General features: G+C 45.3%; 25 protein-coding genes. 13 read left to right on the top strand and 12 right to left on the bottom strand.

Features of this window, described 5'->3' with window-relative positions:
• Positions 1–3: 3 nt before the first annotated feature.
• The 5 genes from F3I09_RS09350 to tssD (F3I09_RS09330) form a co-directional block, all read right to left on the bottom strand.
• Positions 4–1,386: a hypothetical protein gene (locus tag F3I09_RS09350; RefSeq protein WP_149694763.1), complete on the bottom strand. Its 1,383-nt coding sequence runs from the start codon at positions 1,384–1,386 to the stop codon at positions 4–6.
• Between the two features lie 9 nt (positions 1,387–1,395).
• Positions 1,396–3,249 (bottom strand): type VI secretion system Vgr family protein, encoded by a 1,854-nt coding sequence (locus F3I09_RS09345; RefSeq protein ID WP_149694762.1) that lies wholly within the window; start codon positions 3,247–3,249, stop codon positions 1,396–1,398.
• Positions 3,250–3,322: 73 nt separating this feature from the next.
• Entirely contained in the window at positions 3,323–4,132 is an 810-nt protein-coding gene (locus F3I09_RS09340; protein WP_149694761.1) for a hypothetical protein, read from the bottom strand.
• Positions 4,133–4,139: 7 nt separating this feature from the next.
• Positions 4,140–4,637 carry a type VI secretion system amidase effector protein Tae4 gene (locus F3I09_RS09335; protein WP_188133748.1) on the bottom strand — a complete coding sequence of 166 codons (498 nt, stop codon included), beginning with the start codon at positions 4,635–4,637 and terminating at the stop codon, positions 4,140–4,142.
• An 84-nt stretch (positions 4,638–4,721) separates the two neighbouring features.
• Positions 4,722–5,114, bottom strand: a complete 393-nt coding sequence (tssD, locus tag F3I09_RS09330) for a type VI secretion system tube protein TssD (protein ID WP_149694760.1) — start codon at positions 5,112–5,114, stop codon at positions 4,722–4,724.
• 959 nt (positions 5,115–6,073) lie between these two features.
• Between tssD (F3I09_RS09330) and F3I09_RS09325 the strand changes: the two genes are divergently transcribed.
• The 7 genes from F3I09_RS09325 (at position 6,074) to F3I09_RS09295 (ending at position 14,098) form a co-directional block, all read left to right on the top strand.
• On the top strand, positions 6,074–8,527 hold the full coding sequence (locus F3I09_RS09325) for an AAA family ATPase (protein WP_149694759.1): 2,454 nt from the start codon (positions 6,074–6,076) through the stop codon (positions 8,525–8,527).
• A 49-nt stretch (positions 8,528–8,576) separates the two neighbouring features.
• Positions 8,577–9,023, top strand: coding sequence for a hypothetical protein (locus tag F3I09_RS09320; RefSeq protein WP_149694758.1), 447 nt, complete (start codon positions 8,577–8,579; stop codon positions 9,021–9,023).
• A gap of 23 nt (positions 9,024–9,046) precedes the next feature.
• Positions 9,047–10,423: a DUF5458 family protein gene (locus tag F3I09_RS09315; RefSeq protein ID WP_149694757.1), complete on the top strand. Its 1,377-nt coding sequence runs from the start codon at positions 9,047–9,049 to the stop codon at positions 10,421–10,423.
• 90 nt (positions 10,424–10,513) lie between these two features.
• On the top strand, positions 10,514–11,383 hold the full coding sequence (locus F3I09_RS09310; protein WP_149694756.1) for a hypothetical protein: 870 nt from the start codon (positions 10,514–10,516) through the stop codon (positions 11,381–11,383).
• Positions 11,384–11,395: 12 nt separating this feature from the next.
• On the top strand, positions 11,396–12,439 hold the full coding sequence (locus tag F3I09_RS09305; protein ID WP_149694755.1) for a lytic transglycosylase domain-containing protein: 1,044 nt from the start codon (positions 11,396–11,398) through the stop codon (positions 12,437–12,439).
• A 349-nt stretch (positions 12,440–12,788) separates the two neighbouring features.
• A complete protein-coding gene (locus F3I09_RS09300) occupies positions 12,789–13,880 on the top strand; it encodes an AAA family ATPase (RefSeq protein ID WP_149694754.1) in 1,092 nt (363 codons plus the stop codon).
• Entirely contained in the window at positions 13,877–14,098 is a 222-nt protein-coding gene (locus tag F3I09_RS09295) for a DUF4276 family protein (RefSeq protein ID WP_149694753.1), read from the top strand. Before F3I09_RS09300 ends, F3I09_RS09295 begins: the two co-directional genes overlap by 4 nt.
• A 49-nt stretch (positions 14,099–14,147) precedes the next feature.
• Here F3I09_RS09295 and F3I09_RS09290 read toward each other — a convergent pair whose 3' ends face one another.
• The 3 genes from F3I09_RS09290 to F3I09_RS09280 are packed head-to-tail and all read right to left on the bottom strand — an operon-like array spanning position 14,148 to position 17,473.
• A complete protein-coding gene (locus tag F3I09_RS09290) occupies positions 14,148–15,977 on the bottom strand; it encodes a type VI secretion system baseplate subunit TssF (RefSeq protein ID WP_149694752.1) in 1,830 nt (609 codons plus the stop codon).
• 9 nt (positions 15,978–15,986) lie between these two features.
• Complete coding sequence (locus F3I09_RS09285) at positions 15,987–16,418, bottom strand: GPW/gp25 family protein (RefSeq protein ID WP_149694751.1); 432 nt, start codon at positions 16,416–16,418, stop codon at positions 15,987–15,989.
• Positions 16,419–16,435: 17 nt separating this feature from the next.
• On the bottom strand, positions 16,436–17,473 hold the full coding sequence (locus F3I09_RS09280; protein ID WP_188133747.1) for a PKD domain-containing protein: 1,038 nt from the start codon (positions 17,471–17,473) through the stop codon (positions 16,436–16,438).
• A 181-nt stretch (positions 17,474–17,654) separates the two neighbouring features.
• On the opposite strand from F3I09_RS09280, the gene F3I09_RS09275 reads away from it, so the two are divergent.
• From F3I09_RS09275 to tssD (F3I09_RS09255), 5 genes are all read left to right on the top strand, one after another.
• A complete protein-coding gene (locus tag F3I09_RS09275; RefSeq protein ID WP_149694749.1) occupies positions 17,655–18,608 on the top strand; it encodes a type VI secretion system baseplate subunit TssG in 954 nt (317 codons plus the stop codon).
• A 74-nt stretch (positions 18,609–18,682) separates the two neighbouring features.
• Positions 18,683–19,543: a TssN family type VI secretion system protein gene (locus tag F3I09_RS09270; RefSeq protein ID WP_149694748.1), complete on the top strand. Its 861-nt coding sequence runs from the start codon at positions 18,683–18,685 to the stop codon at positions 19,541–19,543.
• 84 nt (positions 19,544–19,627) lie between these two features.
• Positions 19,628–20,803, top strand: coding sequence for a hypothetical protein (locus F3I09_RS09265; protein WP_149694747.1), 1,176 nt, complete (start codon positions 19,628–19,630; stop codon positions 20,801–20,803).
• Between the two features lie 21 nt (positions 20,804–20,824).
• On the top strand, positions 20,825–21,337 hold the full coding sequence (gene tssO, locus F3I09_RS09260) for a type VI secretion system TssO (RefSeq protein ID WP_149694746.1): 513 nt from the start codon (positions 20,825–20,827) through the stop codon (positions 21,335–21,337).
• A gap of 115 nt (positions 21,338–21,452) precedes the next feature.
• Entirely contained in the window at positions 21,453–21,839 is a 387-nt protein-coding gene (gene tssD, locus F3I09_RS09255) for a type VI secretion system tube protein TssD (protein WP_149694745.1), read from the top strand.
• Between the two features lie 647 nt (positions 21,840–22,486).
• Here the strand turns inward: tssD (F3I09_RS09255) and F3I09_RS09250 are convergent.
• Complete coding sequence (locus tag F3I09_RS09250; RefSeq protein WP_149694744.1) at positions 22,487–22,882, bottom strand: hypothetical protein; 396 nt, start codon at positions 22,880–22,882, stop codon at positions 22,487–22,489.
• Between the two features lie 8 nt (positions 22,883–22,890).
• Positions 22,891–23,424, bottom strand: coding sequence for a YceI family protein (locus F3I09_RS09245; RefSeq protein ID WP_149694743.1), 534 nt, complete (start codon positions 23,422–23,424; stop codon positions 22,891–22,893).
• Between the two features lie 174 nt (positions 23,425–23,598).
• Here F3I09_RS09245 and F3I09_RS09240 point away from each other — a divergent pair, with 174 nt between their 5' ends.
• Positions 23,599–24,045 carry a DoxX family protein gene (locus F3I09_RS09240; RefSeq protein ID WP_149694742.1) on the top strand — a complete coding sequence of 149 codons (447 nt, stop codon included), beginning with the start codon at positions 23,599–23,601 and terminating at the stop codon, positions 24,043–24,045.
• A gap of 25 nt (positions 24,046–24,070) precedes the next feature.
• Here the strand turns inward: F3I09_RS09240 and F3I09_RS09235 are convergent, their stop codons facing one another.
• A complete protein-coding gene (locus F3I09_RS09235; protein ID WP_149694741.1) occupies positions 24,071–24,646 on the bottom strand; it encodes a Crp/Fnr family transcriptional regulator in 576 nt (191 codons plus the stop codon).
• A gap of 16 nt (positions 24,647–24,662) precedes the next feature.
• The gene (coaA, locus tag F3I09_RS09230; protein WP_149694740.1) at positions 24,663–25,604 is read right to left on the bottom strand and encodes a type I pantothenate kinase; all 942 of its coding nucleotides are present in this window, start codon (positions 25,602–25,604) and stop codon (positions 24,663–24,665) included.
• Positions 25,605–25,642: the final 38 nt, after the last annotated feature.

Here is a 25,642-nt window from a genome sequence, read left to right as displayed (position 1 = left end):
GCTTTATTTTTGAGGCTGAAGCGTCTCTGTTTGTTCCATTTCAAGCGGAAGGATCATCGGTTCACGGTTCTTCCTGACGGTGTCTACGTCTGTTTTCCAGTCGTTGCCAAACACTCTGCCCATTTTTTCATCTATGGCCTGTACAATATCATGTTTGCGATGAGCGTGGGCATAATCATAGTAATCACGCAACAGGTATATGTAGATGGAGGCGCTGATCTCTTCGTCAGTTAAATGCAGGCCCGCCATGTATCCTTTTTCCAACACGTCATAGTACCTACCGCTATCTTTCCTTCTGCACAGCTCTGCTGCCTGGTACCAGGCATTCAGCGCCTGCTGTGAAAATTTATGTTGTTCGGCCAGTTCTGCCTGTTGAATGAACCAGTTGATGGCTTCCGTAAAACGGCGGCGTATCTGTGCATAGGCGCCATGATAGCCGTAGAATTGCACCAGCAGTGGCAGACATGCGCCGTCTCCCATTTGTGTGCCCTGTTTGGCAATGCGTTGTCCGCGCTCCAGTAGCTCGGGTATTTTTGGGTCTTTTTTGAAATGAAATAACATGCCGGCATACATGATATGGGCGGTAGCAAACAATCCCTTATTACCACTCCGCTGTGTAGCGTCGAGTGCCTGCTGTCCCCAGCGGTGAAGGCGTTTTACATCCTTGTCTTTCATGGCTGCACCCATTTCAAACACACATTTGCGCAGCATGATCTCCGGGTCATTGGGATTGCCGGTGGTAGCCAGTTTCTGTATAGCAGCATTAAGGTCCATCGGCACATGGATACTACAGATCATATCAGGGAACTGACGGTCATGGAAAGCAAAGTGTTCCGCAATCACATGGTCGATGACCAGTAGTTTCACACCGGCGGGAATACCTTTCTTCAGCAGGGTAGAGATCCAGTTCTTCATGTCTTTTGTACTGCTAACCTGCCGGGGTATCAGTGCAAGGACCAGTTGTTTGTTTTGCTGCGGCAATGATTGCCTGAAGCTACCCAGTAAGGACAATAGTACATCATCCATCGGGACGCCGTTATTACGTTCCAGCAGCTGTTTAAAAGGACGGGGATCCCAGGCAAAGAGCGACCGCTCGTTCACCCGTTCTACCAGGGCCATACTTTTCTCATATGTATCCAGCCAGTCTTTGATCAGTGCCGCACTGAAGGTATCTTCATCTTCAAAAGAGGTGAACTGGGTAACAAATACTTCCGGCAGGCTTCCGTGTTCTGAAGATTCCAGTTTACAGAATCCTTCATATACACGTGCTTCTTCCGGCTTAATGATAAACCGTACGAACCGGAGTGATGGTTTATTAGCCGTTTTCTCCAGCCATTGTTTCTGGATAAGATTGACTAATTGCGCTATAGGATTATGCTCGTTCATAGGATGCGTTTAACAATTCAGATTGAGCATGCCACCAACTATGTCAGTAGTTGTATTTCCATCTATTTTCACAGTCCCTTTAGTACTGTCGATCTTCACTACCTGCTCGCCGGTAGCGTAAAAGTTCTTGGAATCAATGTACAGGTTGGATTTGCTGGCAACTGTATTGGCGTCTTCTGCCGCAGATATGATGGTCTTGGCGCCGCTTTCGATATTGTTGGCAGCATTATCCACCAGTATGCTGGCATTCTGTTCACCGATGAATACTTTCTCTGACCCTATAAGATGGATCTCTTTGGATTTGAGCTCGATCTTATTAGGTGCTTCCACCACAATATGATCTTCCGTCTTCACCGTGATCAGTGTCTGCGAGCTGACTGTAATATTGCCTGCTCCGTCCATGGCCATACTGCTGCCATTTTTATCAGTTACAGTAATACTGCCGGTGGCATCATTGAGCAGGATGGTATTACCACTTCTCGTCTTCAATGCCTTCATATCATTGCCGGAGTTGCCATAACTACTTTTAGCGCCGCCATTGTAGGTAGCACCTATTATGAAAGGTTGTTCCGGGTTACCACCTTCAAATTCTGTAATCACTTCTTCACCTACTTCGGGCATAATGAACATGCCTTTATCGCCACCACCCGAAGCAGATACAACGCGTACCCAGGGGGTCTGTCCCTGCTGCATCCAGCGGAAGCGCACCCGTATGCGGCCTAATCCTTTTGGATCATTGTTGTCGGTCACCACTGCCGATTGTGGCTCTGTATAAGGAATGTTGGTCAGGTCAACATGAGGGGCAGCTGCATCAGCCGGAATGCCTTCGAACATATTGTGATAGCTGCCGTTGGCCCCACAGTAGTGACGGATATTAGTGATCATGAACTCACCATGATGCTGTTCCTGTCCCAACGCAGATTCTTTAATACTTACGGTATCGCCAATACGGAAAGATGGATTGGTGCTGCTGCCTTTGATTGTTACCATCTTGGCCAGTTTACCCTTTTTCTGCAGGGTAGCCAGTTTGTCCATCTGCGATTTGGCGCTGCTGTTGAAAGCAAAGTTCATTTTATACAATCCCTCGCGACTATACAGCTTACTACTGATATCGCTGGCATGTTGTGAATATGCATTGAGTTTACCTGTTTCTTTGGATTGCGTGGTATCTTCCACAACCTTGTCCTGGCGGTAATCGTACCCATTCAACTTGGCATTGTTAGGCAATACAGACAACGCGATGTTGAAATCGAGCAGGTCTATCTGGTGTGTCAGTGTCACTTTTTGGGGAGAGAACTTACCAAATATCTGCTGCTGGCCGTCATAGAAGAACCATTCTCCATGACGTTCAGCCAGGCGGGTGATAAAGGTCTGAGAGCTTTCCTTATACTGTACCACATATTTCTGTGTTTCTTTGGTCTCCGGGTTGATGGACGTTTTCAGCACATTGGGAGGATAACTCTTGACAGTAGTGGAAATAATATCCGACAACGATTTATTTTCATAAGCGGCAATATGCAGATCATCGTCCAGCAGGATGCTGGGACTATGTCCGCGGATGATACAGTGTCCATGTGTACCGTCGCCTGCTTTACCTGTCGTGATATTGGTGACCAGCCCTTTGAAGATGAGGTCTTTTACGCCTGGCAATTGTTCTGCGGGCGCTACTGTGATCTCCACTTCTTCACCCAGGAATTTATTGGCCGCGCCAGACATGCCGCCTCCCAGTTTTTCAAACCAGTCATAGCTCACATATATTTCAAACTCGTGATGGTCATTAATGTATTGTCGCAATTCGATCGTGTTAAACGTCTCGAATTGTTGTCCGGCTATGGAAAATGAGGTCTTTGTATTCAGTGCCATTGGAAAAAAAGTTAGGAATTACTAATGAGGCATGTTGCCTCTTCTGTTAAAAAAAGTTCCCGATTCCTGATGCTTAATTCTTATTTGTTTTCTCTTTCAGTACAAGCGGTTTATTTAGCGGTCCTACAGCCTGTTCTGGTTGCAGCGAGATATTCTCTCCCTTGAAAGCAACATTGAAACTGGAAATGCCGGGATCGCCCTGATTATCGGATATTATCTGGAAGATATTGTTTGCCGTAATACTCCAGGATTTAAACCCGGGTAATCCCTCAATGGCGCCATTGGTATCTGTTTTTACATTGTCGTATAACAGTGCGCCTTTGTCGTCATAGATCTCAAACTCTTTTCCCTTAAAGTAGTAGGCCAGGTAATTATTGGCATGCATCCATAGCGGCGCATTCCCATCTTGTTTGGGTACAGGCGCCAGCTGTATGGAATCCTTTTTGCCATCTCCGTATATCAATCCTATCCACAGATCCGTCCGGTCATTATTATGGCTGATCAGGCTGAAATGTACACTATCATATACTGCCGACTGTCCGCCGGTGAAAATGGGTTTATCCAGCAACCATTCCTTACGTGTGCCTGCATGTTTTGTACCTGTTACAGCGATCGGAAAATTCTCTGCACCATAAGTATACACACTGACCTGTTGCTCCTGTTTGGAATTGGCAATGCGCAATGCGCTTACTGGGCTGAGGTATTTCGCAAAGTCTACTGTCTTCCAGAATGCATCCTGCGGAGGATGCACTTTTCTCGCATCCAGGTAGGCTTTAGGCATCCACACAGCATCCTGAACGGCAACTTTATTGGCTTGCGTCTGAGCGCAGGCAGTAGCGGCAGTGCATAACAGTGAGATACAAACGATGTGTAATATCTTCATACGGTTTTTAGTTTACTTCCCAGAACCAGATCTGTTTTACGCGGCTGTCATTGGTATAATCACCTGTGGCCGTTCTGATCTGTGTATTGACATGGTACAGGAGATCAATATGATCGCCTGTATTGTTGGTTCCATAAAAATCTTTAAAGAAAATAATGCCATTCTTTGACCAGTATTGATTGGTGATGAAGGCATTCTTTTTCGAAGCGTCGGCGCAATCCACCCGGAGGGGTTCACCAAAATTGCGCCAGATCCAGGTAGCCAGACTTTCTGCACCGCGTGCATAACCATGTTTGCATTTTGGGTCTGTGTAATTGGCCAGGGAAATACCAGCTTTGATGAGGCAGTGTGACATGCGGATGGCGCACTGGTTTTCGTAACTATAATAACCGTTTTTATCCTTTTCATCACAGGGCATAGCATGTGCACTACCGGGAGGTGCCTCGGAATCGTGTGGATAACTGGACCATAATGTGCTGAAAGCAGGGAATTTTTTCAGGGCCATGGATACATGTTTTTAATAAAACTTACATGTTTATATTGATGCATACAGCGCAGGGAAAAAATGCTGTGAAGCGTGGTCAATATATCACGACTGCGGCCAGGGATTCTGGTAGGTGGAACTTCCCAGCTGCACTTCCCTGGCGGATAGGACAAGTCTTATCTGCATGGGAACATCGCCGGCTGCCTTGAAATGTTCAGCATACTCTACACAATAGGCATCTGTAAATTTCAGTTCTTTCATTTTGGACATGGCGTCGCGACGGTAAAAGACAATGCTACCACTTTTGGTCTGTGTGTTGGAGATCATCCAGTCGAACAGGTTTGTATTTCCATCTGATTCCAGTAATACAGTCAGTGCTCCTCCCGTAGGACGGGCAGCTGGTTTACCGTTGTGGTCTGTATGCTGAGCGAAAGAAAACTGGCAATCCAGCACATTGATTTCTTCACCGTCTAAACGCAATACTGCTTTGAATGACATACCCTTGAGGTTTAGCTTGATAAATATGGTATTGTTAACAAATTTATTTATGACAGCAAATGAAGTATGTATATGGAAATTGGGGACAACGTGTATTCATTTTCAGTAGGTCCCGCTCGGATTAACTGCTTTGTAAGCGGCAGGTTTTTCCATAGTTACTAAATTCAAATGCCGGATTAACGAATATAACTACTCAATTAAAGATACATGGTCAGCACGAAAATAATTATTCTGAGACATATTGTAAATTATTTTATCAAAAATCAGGAATTAAAAATGAAGTTATTGCCCTGTTCGCTGACGTGATGATGCAGGGGAGTGTTGTTGCGGGGTGTTCTATACCTCAACTCCGATTCGACTGTCATACAAACGGCTTTGAGATGGCTTTAACTTACGTTCATCTTACGTCTTTGAACGTAGGATGAACGTAAGTTAAAGCTATCTCAAAGCCGTCTCAAACGGATCCCAACCGGATTGAGGTTGTTGATCCAGGATACAACTATACTTTGGTTTAAGTTCACGTATGCGTCGGGTATACGTCAGGGATGCGTCGTGTATAAGGTCTGATCAAGTCAACATCTTAATGGCATGGTAAAGGCATGGTAAAGGTATGGTAAAGGCATGGTAACGTGGCCCAATTTTGCCCCCATGTGCGTGGTAACCTGATCGGACGGCTGTTACTCTTTAAAACAAACCAACACCTGCATTATTTTTATCATCTGTTCACCTTTCTTTTTCTATAATTATTCCCTGTTACAGCTGTATAAACGATGTATACACGATACTTACAAATGGTATAATATATTAATCCCTCTTTCCTGTGCGTAATAAATATTTCATATACATTTTCGCAGTATCTTTACTTCGATTAATAAAAACCCGATATTACATTTGAGTAACAGATTTATGTAATATTATGTAACCCTTAAACAGTTAACTGAAAAACCTGGACGACCCAAATGACCCTGACTACGTATACCATATATGCACCTGAGGTGCAGGCTGCAATACGCATTGCACAGGCGCTGGCAAAAGAACATCACCATGTGAACTATACGCCCGCTCATCTGCTACTGGCATGTCTGCATAAAGAAACCGGTCTTGTTCCACAGTTACAGGCAATGGATGTTGACACCTACTATCTGGAAGAATGGGCAGAGGTGAGGCTGGACAGTATACCCAAAGCGGGCCGTTCACCAGAGGAACCAGAGGCGGATGATTACGCTGCAAATGTGTTGCAGGAAGCAGATGCTGTAAGGCTTGAATATGATCTTGACACTGCTGATGCCTGGTGTTTGCTGGTAGCACTTAGCACGCCTGGGGTAGGCTTTTCATTTGAACAGTTAAAAACATTCCCGTTGCAGAGAGCACAACTGCTCACTCACTTTAATAAAAAAGATAATAATAGCACTGCACCTAAAACGACGGTTGTTACAGGTAAAACGACTGCGCATAAATATATCTATCGCCTTACAGATCCTCAGCGCCTGCAAGCCAAACATGCACTTGCCGGACGGGATGCCGAAGTGCGTTCCATGTTTGAGATACTGACCCGTAAAGGACGTTCCAGCATTCTCGTAACAGGTGACGGAGGTGTAGGTAAAACGGCACTGGCTGACGCATTGGCCCGTGCTATTGTCAATAAACAGGCGCCACAGCAACTACAACAGACGGATATTTATGCGCTGGATTATGGGGCATTTATCGCAGGCGCTGCGTATAAGAATGAGCTGGAAGATCGCCTGCAACAGATCATCGCACAGTTGCAGGGTGCCGGAAGGCATGTGTTATTCATCGATAATCTGCATACCCTGCTTGACAAACAGCCAGGTTCCGCGGGGGGCATTGGTAACGTATTGAAGGCTGCCATGAACAAGGGAGATATTACTCTTATTGCTACCAGCACCCCGGAAGGTTTCCGCAAGCTGATAGAGCCGGATGGATTACTGCGCCACTGCTTTGAGATCATACAATTATCCGAGCCCGATGAGCCAACGGCTGCACGAATGATACAGGCTGTTATGCCGGATTATGAAAGCTATTATAATCTGAAGGTAGCGTCCGATGTGGTTACGGAAGCTATTAAATTGTCCCGCCGCTATCTCAAGGAACGTAGCTTGCCGGACAGCGCTGTTAATCTGTTGGATCGTACGCTGGCGGCCATACGCACCACCCAGGATACCGGGGTACAGACATTGGAAGACCTGAAGGTAAAACTGGAAGCAGCAGGTGATAACAGGGAAGAATTACTGTGGTGGTATCAGCAATGCATGCAACGTTTCAGCGCATTACTGACCACCCGTTTACAGATAGAACAGGATGTATATAAGATCGATGATGTGCCTGCATTAAAGGTTGCATTGAACAATATTGTCTCGCAACTGGAGCCATTGGTGCAAACGCAGCATACGGCGGTTACAGCTACAGACCTGGCTACCATGATCGCTGAAAGCACGGGTATCCCGCTGGGTAAGATCCAGTCGGGAGAACGGGAACGGCTGGTGAATATGGACCTCGAATTGCGGAAGCGGGTAGTAGGACAGGATCATGCATTGAAAACTGTTGCTGATGCTATCCTGGAATCACGCTCCGGTCTCAGCAGGCCCGGCCAGCCGATAGGGTCATTCTTTTTCCTGGGACCTACCGGTACCGGTAAAACGGAACTGGCAAAATCTTTGGCAGACTTCTTGTTCCAGGATGAGCGGTGCATGATCCGGTTTGACATGTCCGAATTTAAAGAAGAACATTCGGCGGCATTACTATATGGCGCTCCGCCGGGATATGTTGGATATGAAGAAGGGGGATTGCTGGTAAACAAGATCCGTCAGCAGCCTTATGCCGTAGTCCTGTTTGATGAAATAGAAAAAGCGCATCCATCAGTATTTGATATTTTCCTGCAGATAATGGATGAGGGCAAATTGCATGACCGCCTGGGTAAGACCGGCGATTTTTCAAATGCCCTGGTCCTGTTCACCTCCAATATCGGAAGCGACGTTATTGCCCAGTCGTTCAGACAGGGAGTGATACCAGCTTCTCAGCAATTGATGGAGATCATGTCACGGAATTTCAGACCCGAATTCCTGGGCAGATTGACAGAGATCGTACCATTCGGCCCTATTCAGCAGGAGAACGTGGTAAAGATATTTGATATTCACCTTAAACATTTGCTGCAGTTACTCGCACAGCAACAGATCACCCTGGAGGTATCTGCTGCCGCAAGAGAACAACTGGCGGCAGAAGGATATTCGCCACAGTACGGCGCGCGTCCATTGAAAGAAGTGATCCGTAGCAGGTTACGGAAGCCCTTGTCTCGTATGATAATAGAAGGTAGCCTGCAACCCCACATGACTGTTAAGCTGGATGTAGACGCTCAGGGTACGCTGCAATGGTATACCGGCGCTCAGGAAGTTTAGGAGCAGAAGAAGGACCATAGAACATTTATTGTTGTAAAAACCAATTGATATGAATGACAATTACGGTATTGGTGGTAACGAGGTGAAACTCGACGCCAATGAGGCCATTGTTGAGATCTCTCATAACCGGACCCTGTTTGCTGAAAAGTTAACCCAGCAAACACCTGTTAAACCGGAAATCGTGCAGGGATTAACTACTGTAGAAGCGGTATTCGAACATTACAAGCCTGCAGTGAACATGCTGTTCCACGATGCGGAAGGCCGTACTATTCCCGAAAATCTGGAGTTCCACAACCTCGGCGACTTCGGTGTAAAGGGTATTACCGCCCAGAGTGATTTCCTGGATAATCTCGCTACTGAAAAGGAACAGTACCTCAAGATCATGAAACATCTGAAGACAAACAAAGTGTTAAAGGCAGCCCTGGCTGATCCCGCTGCCAGACAGGCATTACTGGAAACTATCCGGACACTGGTGGCAGACTTGAAAACAAAATAATTGACAACTGACAACTTGTTCTTATGGCAGAATTAGAAAAACAGCAGGAGCAGCAGGAAGTGCCGCAAACAGCGGCGGCGAAACAGCAACCCGCGTCTCTGCAGGAAAATTTAGATATACTGACCAAATACGGGGGCTTTGACCTGCTGGAAGGCACTATCGAAGGGGTGCAAAACCTCAGCCCCGAACGTAAGGCACGCCGTAATATCTTTTTAACAGAAAGCTCCAAAAAAGGAGAAAGAGATAAACTGAAAAAGACCCTTGAACTCTGGGAGAAAGTGCTGACCGAAGCACAGGACCTGCCCGATATGGTCAGCTACTGTACAGAGCATTCAGAACAGGCGGAAAGAATACTGAACAATAACCTGGCTGAAGCAGTGGAATCAACCCGTGAGCTCGAACAATCTTATCGTAACGTTGCACTCTTCTTTAAGAATACGGAATCGGATAAAGTGAAAAACGTTGCCTTCATCAACGTGGAACCGGACCAGATGAAAGATCTGGACAACACCCGCTTTATCGACGCCATTCACCAGGAGCTGGTCAGCAATTATGACCGTCTCGATCTGCGTGACAACTACAGTCTGCTCGTTGTACCCGGTTATCTCGGTTCCAACAAAGTGCTGGAGAAATGGGCGAAGATCGCTTATGAAAATAAAGTGATGCTGGTGACGGACTTTTCTCATCTCGATGCGCCTGATGATGTGATGGAGATGTTTGAAATCGCGAACCTGACCGGAGGTGAAATACACCGTTCCAACGTCATGATGACCTGTAACTGGCTGGTAGGCCGCGGTAAGTTTGATGAGATCAATGAACAGGATAACCTCTATGTTCCTCCATCCGGTGCACTGGCGGGTAAGGTATACAGAACGCTGATGTCGCAGGTAACCGCAGGTAAGAAATTCGGTGGCATGAATGAAGTGGATGGTGTGAGGTTTGAGCTGAAGAAGAGTGAAATAGCCAGCCTGGAAAAGATGGGACTGATCCCCATGGTAAAAGAATACGGCAAGGTAATGGCCTTCAGCGCCAAGACCCTTTTCAATGGTGATAATATTGGTCTGCAGACCTACTCAGTAGTGCGTGTATTTGACTATGTGACCAAAGTGTTGATGGACTTCCTGAACCGTCGTGCTTTCGAGAACTTCAATGCGAATACCCGTAAAGACCTGATGAAACAGATCATTCGTTTCCTCGACAGTATTACCGGACCTGAGAAACTGATCGAAGACTTTAACGTCCGTAAGTTTGAACAGGACCCTATTCAGAAAGATCGTATTCACCTCAATATACATCTGAAACCATACTTTCCTGCCAAGAATTTCATGATTAAAATGGAAGGTCATAAAGGGGAAGATGCAACAGAATGGGATACTGAATATGAACAGGATAAATCCTGATATGAAAATAGTGAAGCTGAATGGTCGCATAGCTTTCAGCTTCACTGTTTCTCGCCATTATAAAAATTAAAGAAAGGAAAAGAATATCAGATGAAGTATGTCTTAACAGGCGTCTTCTGTTTTTTATTGTCATGGTGCAATGCGCTCGGACAATCACAGACAGATAGCATTATTACAACTAAAGGCGCTGTCACCCTTATTACCTGTGGATCAGCAATCACTACATTTCAGATCGGAGATGGTAAGAATTCAGATTATGATTATCGCATAGTAGATGGTAACGTAGTATTCATACGGCCAACAGTAGCCAATCCTAAAGCTACCAATCTGGTGATCAGGGAAGGAAATAATATACACTACCTGATACTGGCATTCCGTGATAGAGCAGAATTATCACGCCTGAAATACAATCTCTCTGCAGGTGGTAACAAGGCAGGTGCCAGCAATACCAGTTCAGGAAGTAATACCACTTTGTCGCAACCTGAGGATAATTCCACGGAGAGCGATGATGCAGCTATAGCGGCATCTGGTATTGATACGGTAACGGTTGGCAACATTGCAGAAGATTTCAGGAAGCAGCGAAAAGGTGGTCACCAGTATGAAACAAGCGCCGATGGCATTACGCTGAGCTTTTCCCAGGCGATGAGCCTCAACAACCTCGTATATTATAGCTTTCATATAAAGAATCGTTCAGGGAAAGCTTATGAGATCAGAAAAGTAACACTGATGCACAAGACGAAGGCAGATACCGCCGGTTTGTTCACAATGCCTGTGCTTTACAGGAAAGGAGTTCCCTCTATTGCCGGTAAAGCGGATGAAAATATTGTGTTTGTTGCCGCTGTGCGGGATTTCAAAAAGGATGATGAGATCATCCTGGTGATGTACAACAAGGCTACCGAAAACCAGGTAGTGCTGTATACACCCGTGAGCGCCTTGCCAAAGTATATGATCAGCAAATAGTAATTTATTCACGTGCGTACCATTATTCACATATTGTTTGTTGGCTGTCTTTGCCTCTTTGCACTGACAGGCACTGCGCAGCAGGTGACTTTCTGCGGAGAGATTGTGCCAATGGAGCGTGACTTTGTTTCTTACAAGTTAATGGATGTTATCAAAGGACATCTCAAGTACCGCAACTTTTTACCGGTGCTGAAAGCTAAGACTGATATTTACTTCCCGGTGATTATTCCCATCTTACATCAGTACAATATACCTGAAGATTTTAAATACCTGCCGGTCGTTGAGAGCGGTTTTACCAATGCCACTTCTGCTGTGGGGGCGCAAGGTGTCTGGCAGTTTATGCCGGCTACAGCTGCAGCTATGGGACTGGAAGTGCGATATGATAACGACGAACGCAACCATCTCCTGAAATCCACACATGCTGCCTGCCGTTATTTGCAGCAGCTTTATGGTCAGCTGCATTCCTGGACGCTTGCAGCTGCTGCTTATAATGCCGGTGCGGGCAACATATCCCATAATATCAAAAAGCAGGGGAGTAGCGACTATTATCAGTTAATGCTGAACAACGAGACTGCTCAATATATTTACAAGATCATTGCAATTAAGCAATTATTCGAAAGTCCGGAGTTATATATTCCGGGGTTCGGATATAATGTGTTCAATAAGGAGAATGTGAATGTTTCTGTATTTTCCAAACCTTCGTCGGGGGCAACACCGACTAGTAAAGATTTTAAGTCTATCCGTATTACAGTGGATGTTAAATCCAGAAGTAAGGCTCCGGTGGCAGCGGCTGTTTTTGCTGCCCGGCTGCAGCAGAATAATAGCTTTGAGGATGGGCAGCTGGTGAGTATTCTTTTGCTGGATGATTTGCAGGCGAATGGTGTGTATATACGGAAGAATACTAAGCTGTCGGGGAGGGGGTGGATTGTGAGCGATCGTGTTTATGTGGATCTTGGTTTTGGGAATACGATTACGCTGTGCGATGCGGGTGGGCGTAAAGGAGTGCCGGCGGGATCGTTGAAGTCGGGGGAGGATGTGAGGTTGTTGAAGATTTAGTTTTTTAACCTGCGTTTTGTTCCGCTTTCAGGTTTCGCCTGGTTTCAGGTGGGCCCACTGGCTGTAGTTCTTTGAAGCTACTACAGCCAGTGGTCTCCACCTGAAACCGCCGCTACACTGGGCATCCAATAGGGATGTAAGGTTGCTGTTTTTATTGTCTTGTCATAGTTTGTTTAATAATTGGTTTTTGATGCTGAATCCCGATTTGTTTACTGTGTCAAATTTGGCATAGGGTAAGAATTGTTGCTATATTTGTAACTATTTCAAATACTTGAATGCTTAAAGTGCTACAAATGAAGTTTATATTTCTTTAAGACCATTTCTTCGTATTTTGGAATTGCAGTTATTTATGGCAGATTACCACAAACTTAATAAGGTCAGCATAGATGGTTATAAATCTATAGAAAGCCAGGAAGTGATTCTTGGGGACATGAACGTGTTGATTGGACAAAATGGAGCAGGAAAAACTAATTTTATTTCGCTGTTTCGTTTTTTAAGAAATATTATAGATCTGAGGTTAAAGGATACTTCTAAGAAAGTCGGTGCTGAAAATTTGCTTTATTATGGAGGTAAAACAACGGAACAAATAAAGATCTCTCTTGATTTTCGTCCCAATCTATACCAAATAACATTACAGCCATCCAGAAGTGATAGTCTGATTGTATCCAGAGAGTACTGTGGTTTCTGGGGAGATGATTATAATGCACCATACTGGGGAAATGCTATAGCTATGTCTGAAGATGAAAGCAAACTATCAGAGATAGCCAAGAGAGACAAAATAGCTGGATACGTCTATGATGTTTTAAAGGATTGGAGAGTATATCATTTTCATGATACCAGTGAATCGGCGGGAGTAAAAAAATATGCTTCTCTTGCTGATATACATTTCCTGCTGGAGGATGCTTCTAACTTAGCTGCGTATTTATTTATTCTGAAAGAAACCCAGGCGGAATACTATGAGAGAATTGTAAAAACAGTTCAATTGGTAATTCCTTTTTTTAAAGACTTTGTTTTAAAACCCAATCCACTAAATGAGAATACTATAAGGTTGGAATGGCAGGATATATTTTCTGATAAAACATTCACTGCACATGAATTATCAGATGGGTCGCTAAGATTTATTTGCATGGCTACCTTATTGCTCCAGAAAACACTGCCCCAACTGATCCTTTTGGATGAACCCGAACTTGGACTTCACCCCACCGCAATTACTATTTTGGCCGGCTTGTTAAAGAAGGCGTCTAAAAGAACTCAGGTAATAGTATCAACACAATCTGTAAGTCTTGTCAATGAATTTGATGCGGAAGACATTATCGTTGTAGAAAAAGAAAAAGGTGCAACGATATTTAAAAGATTGGATACTAAAAAGCTTGAATCCTGGCTTAATGATTATTCATTAGGCGATTTATGGGATAAAAATGTAATAGGAGGGAATCCATGATAAGATTGAATGTTACTGCTGAAGGGTTTTCTGAAGAACGGTTTGTATCAGATATCCTGCCGCAAACAGCTCCCTCCAAAAGGATACTGGATTTATGCGACTCATACGATAAGATCGATGATGGCATACTTATTCTTAAAGAAATAGGGTTAGCTAAATTAAGAAAAGAGTGTAGTCACTTCAATCAATGGCTAACAACACTTGAACAATTAAAATAACCCCTCGTCTTTCCTTGTTGAAAATCAGGTCGGAATTCAGAAATTCACCTTACATCAACATCTCATTCATAAATATCCTGTAAGGATAATTATTCGCTGAATGCTCTTTCAATTGCGACAGCAACTCATCTTTCAGATAAACGAGATTCCCGGCAGCATATGTACTGGAAGGTTTGGAGAGTGTGAGCCTGATATCCAAAGTACGGCTGTAACCTTCAGCGGTACCGGGTAGTACAGATACACCTTTTGATACAGTCACTTCCCGTAGCTCATTGCCGATTACATAGCGGCACAGCGCTTTTATGTCTTCAGGTGTGACAATACGGTTACGGCTGAGCAGGTGATAACGGTAGAGATTGATCTTCTCATCTATGCTGAGACGGTCCTTACCACCCTGTGTGTTGGACAATAAGGTAATGGATCCTGGCTGTAACTGTACGCTGCCATACTCCTGCAAGCGGGTGCCCATACGTATGTTATTGGCGATACTGCCATTGGTCGTATAGAACTCTATGAACAGGAAGTCTGCGTCTTCTCTTGGTTTGATCATCAGGTAGGGAATGTTGCCCCGGTTGGTGCCTGGTTGCAATTGTTCTTCGAGAGAGGCGATCAGCTGATGTAGTTCACGTATACGGCTGGCAACATAATCATTCCGCACTTCTTCGAAGAGAGAGCTTTCATCCCTGATCACTTCAATGAGATAGGCAATGATCTCCTTGGCCTCGCGGGAGTCAAATCTGCCGATACCACTGCTACGTACCACCAGCTCTCCTTCCTGCATTTCACCGGTAGTGGTGAAGTTGCGGACATGATAATCTGTCCCTGCTACATCATGTACCCGTTTTATGTCGAAGTAAATATCTGATGTGTGCAATGGCATGATGTTGAGATAACGATTCAGGCGTTGCGACTGCTCATTGATACGTTTGTTGACAACAGGGAAGCAGTTGATATTGCAGAACAGATCTTCCAGTAATGTGTGCCGGATGGCTTCGGGAAATTCAACCCTGATCCATTGAATGTCTGGCTGCAGCTTTGATAGCCCTTGTCCGAATACCTGTTGCAGGGCAGCAGGTGTTGCAGGCTGGGAGGGAAGTGATGCCGGCTTGCTGATGGTGAGAAAATGATGCCTGAAACGTTGTAATATCTGCTGACTATACCGTGTATTCGTATCGAAGGCAGGTTGCATAATACTATCAAGCTCTTCGGAGGCAGCGTCACGGCTATGACTATAACCGTTTTTTACTGTGAGTTCGGTATTGCCCAGGAAGAAACGGGCCAGTGGCAGGTAGTAATAGAACATTTCCTGCTGATGGATATTCCTGAGATCAAAGAAGAAGGACAGCTCTTCAAGAGAAGGATTCCCTTCCAGTGAAAGACCCAGCCATAAGTGATTGGTAGGAGTGTCTGGTTGCAGGACGCCTTGTAATACCTGTTCTTTGAACCAATGTTCCCGGGTCTCAAACAGTTTATTACCGATGGCCATGTATTTGATCTGCCCGCGGAACAGGCGGTGCCTGGTCAGGGGCATGAAGAAAAGGTCCTTTGAATTGAATCCGTTCCTCAATGTGTGGAAAAGTTGATGCTCAGCCGTAATAACGGTAGCAGGTTCATTGCTGGAGGCATGTAGTATACCATAGGCCGGCTGACTGCTGGTGATGGGCTCCGGCATCATGATCTGGGCCAGTCGCTCCACCAGGCGCGCATGTGATACATCTACCTCGCCCGAGATCTTCTCAAGTTCACTGGCGCAGGCTTCCAGTAATAACTGCACAATGGGGTCGAAGGAAGACTCTACTTCTGCATCGGGATAACCCCAAAGCCTGGCGGCTGTCTTCAGCATGCGGTCTTTTATCCGTTCTTTTTGTTCTCTGGGCATGATATGGCTTTAATCGTAAGACAGCGGGCTTACATAGAAGAAGCTGCTGTAGTGGAATGGTGTTTTATTGCGGGACAGCGTACCGGTGATGGTCACTTTGATCTTCTTCTTGACCTTACGTGTACTGAAGCCGGTCAGCTCTTCCTGGCTGACGACGGCCATTACCCTGATCTGTGTTAACCGTTGCTCGTACCGCGAGATGGAAGCTTTTACAGCCATCTCTACCTGTTCTTTCACTTCGTTGTTGGATGCCCGGATGTCAAAATCCGAGTCCCACAACTTGCACCCATACTGAGGATCGTCTTTATTCTCCCCAAGTACGGTAGTGATGAGCAGGTGTATGTGCTGGGCCACGGAATCTTCCAGGCTGCAGTCAGGAAGGTCCTTCTTTTGCAGGATGCGGGAGAAGTCCAATGGCAGTTTATAATACTGATTTTTCATACAGGTTGTGTAAATGATCAGAATATACCAAGGAATTTCTTATCATATCTCACGCGGATCTCTTTCACGCAGCCGTTCTGATCTTTGATCAGATTCACGAGTTCTATTTTGAACCGTTTTTTGCCACGGATCCTGGAACAGAAATGTGAAAAAGTATCGGTGTCTTTATCATTCAGTAGTACCCGAGCCCCGAGATTATCGCAGAGGTATTGCGAGAAGTCGGAGGCATTTTTCTGCTTATCGATCACCTGTGTCAGGAAGAACTTAAACTCGTCATCCGAAATAGCAGGTGTTTTAGGCTTTTCTGGCGCCGCAGGTGCTCCGGCTGATGGATCAGCTGGTTTGGTCTCTTCGGGGAAAGGAATAGGCTCAAAATGGTCGTTTGAGGGCCGTTGGGCAGGAGCATTGAACACGGTGATACGTTTTGTCACCATTTTGCTGCTATCCCCGTTTACGATCAATGACAGGATACGCTCTCCCGGAGAGCCGAAAGTATACTTAACTGTGTTGCCTGAATGGGTTTCTGCGTTGGGTTGCAGCAACTGCCAGGACCAGCTGGTAGCGTTAGGCAGATGGTTGGAGTAGGTCACAGGCCGTCCGACAAACACTTCATCCGGGCCTTCTATGACAGGGTAAATGTCTCCTCTGGTATCGGGTTCTTTCTCGGGAGGGGCATTCAGGACAATTACTTCCTGGCGCCAGTCACATTTGCCACGGCGTAAGGTCACTGTATAACTGCCCGCTTTGCTGAAGGCATGATACACCTGTAAGCCGGGTGCTGTTGCTGTAGAATCACCGAAATCCCAGCTCAGTCCATCATTGCTGCTGCCTTTCAGGTCTGCTCTGAACGTGATCACTTCGCCGGCTGTAAATGAACTGGTTTTGCCTGCATGCTGCTGACTGGCCAATACAATGGCAGCTTCGCTACAGGTTTCCCGGTTAGACGCCTGGAATGCCAGCAGAACTATGCTGATAGCCAGTAGTGACAGGAATGTATACAATACCATCGGGTCAATATGGCTTGTAATTTTGCTGAAGGGCGTGTACGAATTCACTTTTCGCTCATTTTGGGTCTTGCGCGGGGTCATGGGTTTTTCAATTTCTGCAATTTTAAATATTTTTTTAGATAAATGAGTAAACAACCTACATTCGTAGTTGAAATTTTAATAATTGTTGTGTTGGTTGAAAGCCTGAAATAAAACCCTGATTAATCGAAAAACCTAAATTAACCCGTTGATGGTAAATAATGCCCAAAAAGCCGCAGTGCTGGAAGAAGTAATCGATCATATCCATCGTCTGCATTATGATGTGCGCGCTGAAGTAGTGGTAGGCGAGCTGCTGGATAATCATGTACAGGAAGCTGAAGTGGCAGTACAGATGAAGAACGTTTTTACAAGAGCTTTTAATAAAGATATTTTAGATGCACAATTGGATGACTCACAACCATATCATCCATTTGTAACCCTGACGCTCTCCCGCGATGGGCTGTACGACCGCTTACCGGAAGGCCTGTTTCATACCTTCTCGCCGCAGAAACAGCAGGACGTGAGTGAAATGGTGGCGAACTATAAGAAACATCAGCAGGAGGAACAGGAAGCCCGTAAATTCTTCCGTCCGCTGGAACATGAATTCTTCCTACAGCGGGTATTCCTGGAACAACGGGAGAAACACCTGTTGTTTGATGCTTTCGGAAAAGATGCCGATGCACTGTTCCTTTCTTTCTGGGGTATTCCACAGGGGCTTCCCAGGGGACCGGTTAATAAACTTATCAGGTTATTGCCGTATATTCATCGTATAGCAGGTAATCTGTCACTGGTACAATTATACCTACAGGCTATACTGGATGAACGGGTGGAGATCTCCCGTGAGAATGGACCCGTAGCCGTATTCACCGGCAATCAGACCGGCCTGGGAGAGTGCAGGCTGGGAGTAGATACAATGACTGGCAACCTGTTTTACACCGATATGCCGAGGGTACTCGTAAAAGTAGGCCCTTTGCAACATCACCGGGTATACGATTTCCTTTCCTGGCAGCCTTATGGTAAATTGCTGGAGACTTGTCTGGGCTTCCTGATGCCTGCGGACGTGGAAGTAGAAACTTTGCTGGAGCCCCACCCTGATGAGAAACAAGTAGTTGTGGCCGATAGCAGATATAAAGAGGGAATTATGGGATATAATTTTTTCCTGTAGTCTTAAATGGAACTATTTTTGCATGTAATGTTGGCTCTGTAAACTGTTTTAACCCTTTTCCCAATTGGAAAACTATGATACTTAAAGCGAAAATTTATCTTGTATTAGCTGCAATATTAGCGATCGGATCGCTGATAGTTGGATTGCTGAGCCGTTATATTAAAAACTTTACCCTATATAAGAAAAAGGCATTGTGGTATCTGTTTTTGCTCACGCTCGTATTTGCAGTTATCAGCTCCATTCCTTTCCTGTTCACACATCAGAATCTGGTCAGCCAGTATCTCTTTTACCAGGTATGGTTCCTCGGTCTTGGCATTGCCCATTGCCACATTATGTATACACGGTTTTGGGCAAATGAACGCACACTTGGCTCTGAACTATCCTTTATTCTGGCCATCTGTCTGTTTGGCGCTGTAGGCTTTATGCTGGTGCAGTTCCTTTTCACCAAAGGAGATTTCCTGTACTACCCGATGCTGACCTGTTTCCTCGCATTCGCACTACCGACCTTCGTGTACAAGACCTTTGAAAAGATGATGGCTATACCTGCCAAAGTACACAAGTGGTGGCAGTACCCGGCCTATCACGAACAGCCGGAAGTGAATGAAGATGATATGAGAGACCTGATCGTAATAGGGTTTGAACTGGAGAAGAACAGTAAAGACGGCGACCGCACTTATTTCAGGGCACGCACCCCTATTAAGATGGATCTCGGTGACCTGTTCTATCATTTTGTAAATGACTACAACGACCGCTATCCAAATACACCGATAGATGTGATGGACAAGAACGGACAACCTTATGGATGGGTATTCCATCTCAAATCGAAATGGCTGGGAATAGCCCGTACGCTGGATCCTGAGAAACCGGTGTTCATGAATGGTATGCAGGAAAATAGTGTGATCATTTGTAACAGGATTATGTTGAACAATAATTGAATGATCAATAGGAGTAGTTGACCTGCGCAGTTGATCCCTTATATATGTATGTAAACAATCATTTCTTACGTAAACAATCATCCCATGGCAGAGCCGCTCAAACATTTTCCCGTTAACTGGGTGGATGGAATGAAAATAAAGAAGCAGCATTTCGTAGAAACAGAAAATGCAATGCTTGATCAGATCCGGGATGCTATCTCCAGCGGTTTGCATGCGCAGAACTATGGACTACTGCCGGCAAAAGCAGAAAACAAGGAGTCTCTCCGTTGCTGGTTTGTAACAGACAATCAGCATCAGTGGCGAATCAAGCTGACGGAGTGCCGTGCTGTTACTCCGGGTGGCGCCCGTATCGAGATTCCTGAGCATACCGTGCATTCATTGAAATATGCAACGACGTTCCCTGAAGCAACTTTCAGCTGGGACCCTCAACATACAGAAGGAGCTTACTATATCATGATCCAGGTGAATCCCTTTGACCGTCAGCCAAGCGGAGAACCGCTGCTGCATGAAGATCCGCCCCGCCTTCCGTATGCTACGCCTGAGTACCAGTTGTTCGTTCAGCCGGTATCTCAGTTACCACAGGGACAGCTGGGCAGTTATCAGATGGTACTGGGCCGTATCTCCGTTACAGATGGACGACCTCAGCTGGATGACGATTATATACCACCTACCAGTATTGTGTCTGCTCATCCTGCATTGGCAGACCTGCACCAGGAGCTGGACCAGTTCCTTGGTCAGCTGGAACTGCATGGCGTACAGATCGTACAGAAGATCTACGGCAGGAATCAGAATAATGATCTGGCACAGGTAGTGCTATATATAACAGAAAGGCTTGTACAATACCTGGGCACCCGTATTTCACAGTTCCGCTGGTTAGGTATGTATCAGTCGCCCGCAGCAATGCTGGAAGTAGTGGCCGGCCTGGCGCGCACTATAAAAAATGCAGTTGATCTTCGTGCAGGCACAGGCAAGGAAGAGCTGCTGAACTATTTCTCGGAGTGGTGTGAGTTGCGGCAGGGTGAACTGGAAACGCTCATGGTAAATTGTGCTAATATCCGCTATAAACATATTGACGTCAGGGAATGTCTGCAACCCATGGTCCCGTTTGTCCGTGCCGTTAATAAACTGTTTGAAAGCCTGAGCAGACTGGATTATATCGGACGCAAAACAGACAGTGGCATCTTCGTGAAAGAGGAGTCTGCCGAAGATGCAGAATACCTGCGCAAACACAAGACCAAAAGATGGTTCTTCACAGATTAATTTATTCAAACTATATAATACATGCGTGTACTAAACAAACAGGAGAGAACGTCCGCCTTCCTATGGTTCCTGCTTTTCTTCGTTATCACTGTAGGGCTCTTTGTACTGGCCGTATTCTTCAACTTCCAGGTACCTTCGAGAGAGAACACAGCGCTGCGTAAACAACTGAGCGCTTTCCGCCAGGAGCAAGCCTTTCAGGGAGATTTTCTGCAGAAGATGGAGAAGGTAAAGAATAATCTTGATTCTATTAATCTGCCTAATCAGAATGCCAATTACATGGACCAGGTAATTGCACAGGATCTTGTAAATATGCGTAATACCATCCCCAAAGAATCAGTAACGCACTACGGGCTGTACAATAATATTATTCAGAATTTATTGTCCATTCAACAGAGCAAACAACAGATGAGAGGTTTACAGAATGCACAACAGACTATTGCAGAACTGAAAGAGAAAATTGCAGACCTCAACAGGGAACTGGAAACCACGAGGAATGAACTTGATTATAACAGACAGATTATGAGATCAAGATGAGTTAAATTTTTGGTTGTATTAAAGGATTAATTTAAATTTGGAACATAGATAAATACTTAAATAGTTAGCTTCATTTGTTAATTCTTTATTGCAAACCTTAAACATTTAACCCATCATGTCCTTCAAATCAGTCTTTGAAGTAGCTGGCAAAAAAATGGTAGTAAAACATTGCAGCTATGATCTCACACAGGAAGTAGACGCTACCGGCCGCCCCTCATCAATAACCCGTGGTGGTCGCATCCGTCTCGTTGTCGAATCAACTGGTGAAACAGATCTCTTTGAATGGATGGTGAACAACTTTGAAAGAAAAGATGGCACCGTTACATTCTTCAAAAGAGATTCTGATGCCGAGTTGAAAAAACTCAATTTTAAAGAAGGTTATCTGGTAAAGTTTGAAGAGTCTTTTGACTCGGATGACAAGAGCCCGATGACCGTTACATTCACCATTTCTGCCCGGGAATTGAGCATGGGCAGTGGCACCCATATCAATGAATGGGTATGAGTGGTATGATTTGTTAGCTTAACGAAATTATGCCATGGCCCTCGCGGATAACGCGGGGGCTTTTTGGTTTTTGTTCCTTTTCTTTTTGTGATTGATTTATGTTGCGGGTTATAGTGATAGAATTATATTCCAGCTCTTAGAGGTTCAGCTATCATTGTGATATTTTTTTGATTGGGTTATGCTGCGGTTTCAGGTGGGATCACGGCAGTTATCTCTGTTTTAAACCACCTTGCTCTTTATATCTTGAACTAAAAGCACCATTCCACCTATTCCAGTTTACCGTCCGTTTTCTGTTTACTATTCATTTAATGTCCATTTACTCCCTGTTGGCTTGCGTGGATATTTCTTTTAAGCCGGATATGAAAGAGGGAGTTATTTATAGAACAGGCTCAAAAACAGTAGCAGCTTTAAATATAAGGGTGAGCCAGGAAGTAGCGAAGGTTTCATATAGTATACGGGCCTTCGCCCGGTTCCCTGCACGGCGGTGCTGCTGACCAATGCATCAATATTCATCCTGCTTACCAATGTCTAATAGCATTACAAGCGGGCACAGACCGGATACTATATGAAACCGGAGTGGATGCCGAATAAGTATGTCAATTATTGGATTAACCCAATGATGCGATTATAACGCAATGTGTGAACGTTCATCTACCCCAATTGCTAAAGAAAGGCTTTAACGCAAACCAGCCAAGCACTGGAAATAACTGCATCGGCACAACCAGGCCCGGAAACAATTCAGGCCGATCCACATCTAAGGGAAGACTGATCATAAAAGGAATGATGATGCTGACAAGCGTGCCACCAGCAAGTAGGAGGCTGGTTAAAGTTTCCATTTCTTTTTTGAATAGTTTATCCATACAAAAAGAAAACAACGCAATCAACATCCCGGCAAACAGGGAAGCACTGAATATACTTGCCGGCGATACGATACTAACGTAAGAAACGTCCAGTGCAGTAACGTAGATGCGGTAATAAGAAAAGGCAGCAAGCCCTGAGAATATGCCCGCTGCCAATCCGGTGAAGAAATATTTCTTAAACATGTAATTGTTTATTGGGTAACGGGAACGGTTACATTTAATTTGAACACGTCATCAACCCTGCCGCCAGCTTCGCCAATACCAAAGTCTACACGGTTTACATCAAAGTTACCATTGAAAGTACCTCCTCCGCCGTTTCTTGCGAAAGTAAACGGAACAGTGAACGGTTTCTTTACACCATGCAGTTCCAGTTCACCCTGCGCCTCATAACCTGCCGCTGTCTTATTCACTTTTGATGCAATGAAATGAATAGTAGGATATTTCGAAGCATCAAGCCATTTGCTGCCTTTAGCATGTGTATTTTTTAAACCATTGCCGGTATTGATGGAAGTTACATCAATGGTCACGTCGAATTTGGAAGCGGCCAGGTTCTTTTCGTCGAATATTACCTGTCCTTTCAGATCCCTGAAGATACCATTGGCGCCCGAGCCGGAAAACTTAATGGAGTGCCCCTCTGCGATCTTCCAGTTCTGTGAAGATACAAAGGTGAACGCAGAAGCCAGCAAAATGATGGCAGCCGCAAACGGATAAAATACTTTTTTCATTGTAGTGTTCATTAAATTGATTGTGTAATTCAAATGTAATCGGATAATTACTCTACTGCAAAAACGATACCTATAAATAAATGTTAATAAGTGCTGCCTGGCGGAGGGTAAAAGCTAACAAATGTTAGTCCGGCGGGCGGGGTTTTACAGGAACTTTGTGTCAAAATCAAGGTTATGGCATTCCTTTCCGGACTTTTATCAATAGGGTTAATATTACTGCTGGCAGGCCATTTATTCAATGTTCCCTGGCTGCAGCAATGGCAGCATGATGCCCGGTTGGCTGCTGCTGTTATGTTTGTGCTGATAGGCTTTATGCACCTTGCCACACCACGGAAACTGACGTACATGATCGAGGGCTGGCTGCCATATGCACTGGAGCTGGTACTGATCAGCGGCGTACTCGAAATAGTATTGGGAATAGGGTTATTGATTCCTGGTGTCAGGATGTATGCAGCATGGGGACTGATCGGACTGCTGATCCTCATGTTCCCGGCGAATATTTATGTGGCGGTAAAACAATTGCCGGCTCCCGGCGGACTACCGGCAAAAGCCTGGTATACCTGGAGCAGGCTGGCCTTTCAACCTGTTTATATTGCGTGGGTGTGGTGGTGTGTGCGCTGACGCCATCGTGCTTGTCATCATCACCTCATGCAAGCCCCCTTCTGATACGGCTCAGACTCTCGGGTTCTATGCCCAGGTAAGAAGCAATATATTTTATGGGGATTTGCTGCACTACCTGCGGATGTTCCGCCAGCAACTGAAGATACCGTTCTTTGGCGCTGTATTGTAAAAAGGCTAGTTCCCGCTGATATTTACGGACGTACTGGTATTCTGCCAGCAAACGGCCGGTATGTTCTGCCGCATGACTTCTTTTATACAGTTCCTGCAGATCAGCATAATAGAAGGCAAAGCCATTTACAGGCGTTATAGCCTGCAACGAGACGATGGATGGCTGCTGGGTAATAAAAGAGGCGTAGGCAGTCGAAAACTGGCCGGGAAATGCGAAATCGAGGGATACCTCCTTGTCCTGGTGTACCGTGAATACCCGTACAATACCCGACGTTATAAAATAGATAGCAGAAGAGATCCTGCCCGCATGGGCAAGAAAAGAGCCGTTACTGAACTCCACTGGTTGCAGTAACGGCTCAAATAAATGCCAGTTATCCTCCGAATGTTTGTCAAGCTGTAATAATGCCTGTTTTACCTGGTTGATATCTGGCATCGTGCAGTATTTTAAATCAGATCCTTCTTAGTTTCAGCGACTGTACAAAATGATGGCTGCCCTTTTCCAGTATCAGGCTGGCCCTGAAACGGGTAGGCATAATGTTCAGCTCCAGGTTGGGTTTGTTGATCTCATTCCAGATATTGGTGGCAAATTTTGCTGATTCTTCATCAGATAAGTGCGCATACCGGTGGAAGTAGGAATCCGGGTTCTGGAAAGCTGTCTGCCGCAGGGACTTGAACCTGGCGATGTACCATTGTTGCAGGTCCTGCAGTTCCGCATCCACATAGATGGAAAAGTCAAAGAAGTCGGAAACGAAGATGGTAGGCTCGCTTTGTTGCTGCCTTGGTCTTACCTGCAATACATTTACGCCTTCCACGATCACAATATCAGGAGATTCTATCCATTGTAACTGGTTAGGCAGGATATCATATTCCAGGTGACTGTATACTGGGGCGGAAACCCTTTCCCTGGCAGATTTAACATTGGCGAGGAACTGTATCAGGCGGCGGATATCGTAGCTCTCAGGAAAACCCTTACGGTTCATAATACCCCGTTGCTCCAGTACCCGGTTGGGATAAAGGAACCCATCTGTAGTAACCAGGTCCACTTTGGGGTGGTTAGGCCAGGCTGACAACAAACGTTGCAGCACGCGGGCCGTTGTGCTCTTGCCCACAGCCACGCTACCGGCTATGCCGATAATAAAAGGCACTTTCAGGAACTGACTGCCCAAAAAGCTGTTTGTGGCAGCATGGAGTCGCTGCGCACTGCTCACATACAGATTCAGCAGGCGGGAAAGCGGTACATATATCTGGGTGATCTCGTCCATTGTCAGCGGCTCGTTCAGGCCCTGCAGCGTGTCGATGTCATTCAGTAGGTGTAACATAGGATCGTCACTCCTTTTCGCCCATTCTTCCCTGCTGATTGTAATATAGGGAGCATAATTATTCCTCGTCATGAAGATTTTGTTGCCAGTTTACGTGTTGGTACCTGTTT

Origin of the sequence: Chitinophaga sp. CF418 (assembly GCF_900142925.1) — a bacterium.
GTDB lineage: Bacteria > Bacteroidota > Bacteroidia > Chitinophagales > Chitinophagaceae > Chitinophaga.
This window is presented reverse-complemented; position numbering and strand designations above follow the sequence as displayed.